The organism is Streptomyces pseudovenezuelae (assembly GCF_029892565.1).
In the GTDB taxonomy this organism is placed as follows: Bacteria; Actinomycetota; Actinomycetes; order Streptomycetales; family Streptomycetaceae; genus Streptomyces; species Streptomyces pseudovenezuelae_A.
In genome coordinates, this window is record NZ_JARXVH010000080.1 from 1 (window position 1) to 1,388 (window position 1,388).

The following is a 1,388-nucleotide window of genomic DNA, read 5'->3' on the forward strand; positions in this document are numbered from 1 at the left end:
AACCGCCTGCGCGAGGCCACCGGCCTCAAGCTGACGCCGACGGTGGTCTTCGACTACCCCACCCCGCTCGCCCTCGCCCGCCACCTCCACGGCGAGGTCGAAACCACCGACGACGCCCTCTCGCTGGTGAATTCCAAGATCGAGCACATTGAATCACTGATCACCGGACTGAACTACAACGAGGCCAAGAAGGCTGGCGTCATACTCCGTCTCCAGAGGCTGCTGGCAAAGTTCGACGCACTCGGCGAAGAAACGGAGAACTCCACAGTGGCAGACCGACTGGAATCCGCCTCCGCCGATGAGGTTCTCGATTTCATTAACGACGAGCTCGGAATCTCCTGAAGCCAGGCCTTCACAGACTGCCGCTCCCCAACCCAGTTAAGGAAATTGACGATGGCCTCAGCCGAGAAACTCCTCAAGGCCCTTAAGCGTGTCACAACCGAGCTGCACGACCTGCGGGAGCAAGTTGCGCGCAGGGCGGACGAGCCGATCGCCGTTGTGGGTATGGCGTGCCGCCTGCCGGGTGGTGTGGGGAGTCCGGAGGATTTGTGGCGGCTGGTCAGCGAGGGGCGGGAGGGCGTGTCGGGTTTCCCTGAGGATCGTGGCTGGGATCTGGAGGGCTTGTTCGACTCTGATCCGGACGAGGCTGGCACTTCGTACGTCGACCGGGGTGGATTCCTGCATGACGCGGGGCTGTTCGATGCGGGTTTCTTCGGGATCTCGCCGCGTGAGGCGCTGGCGATGGACCCCCAGCAGCGGTTGTTGCTGGAGACCTCGTGGGAGGCGCTGGAACGGGCCGGGATCGACCCGGGGACGCTGAAGGGACTGGATGTCGGTGTCTTCTCCGGCGTGACAACCCAGGGGTACGGGATGGGTGGCGAGGTCCCGCCGGAGCTGGAGGGCTTCGTTGCGACAGGGATGGCGTCGAGTGTGGCGTCGGGGCGTGTGTCGTACGTGTTCGGCTTCGAAGGGCCGGCGGTGACGATTGACACGGCCTGCTCCTCATCCCTTGTCGCCATCCACCTGGCGGCGCAGGCGCTGCGTCAGGGTGAGTGCTCCATGGCGCTGGCGGGCGGCGCGACGGTGATGGCGACGCCGGGGGCGTTCGTGTCGCTCTCTCGCCAGCAGGCGCTGTCGCCTGACGGCCGGTGCAAGTCCTTCTCCGCGACCGCGGATGGTACGGGCTGGGCCGAGGGCGTGGGTGTCGTGGTCTTGGAACGCCTCTCGGAGGCGCGGAGGAACGGGCACCACGTGCTTGCGGTCATCCGGGGTTCTGCGGTCAACCAGGATGGCGCGTCGAATGGTCTGACGGCGCCGAACGGGCCCTCCCAGCAGCGGGTGATCAGTAGGGCGCTTGCCAGTGCGGGCCTCGCCGCGGCCGACATCGA

The 1,388-nt window shown here is 66.1% G+C and carries 1 protein-coding gene and 1 pseudogene; both read left to right on the forward strand.

All coding sequences use genetic code 11. From position 1 onward, the window contains the following. Window positions 1–342 (forward strand): annotated as a pseudogene (locus M2283_RS51525) (type I polyketide synthase); the annotation flags it as partial. A gap of 51 nt (window positions 343–393) precedes the next feature. Beyond that, on the forward strand, window positions 394–1,388 hold a 995-nt coding region (locus M2283_RS51530), incomplete at its 3' end, for a beta-ketoacyl synthase N-terminal-like domain-containing protein (protein ID WP_280883569.1).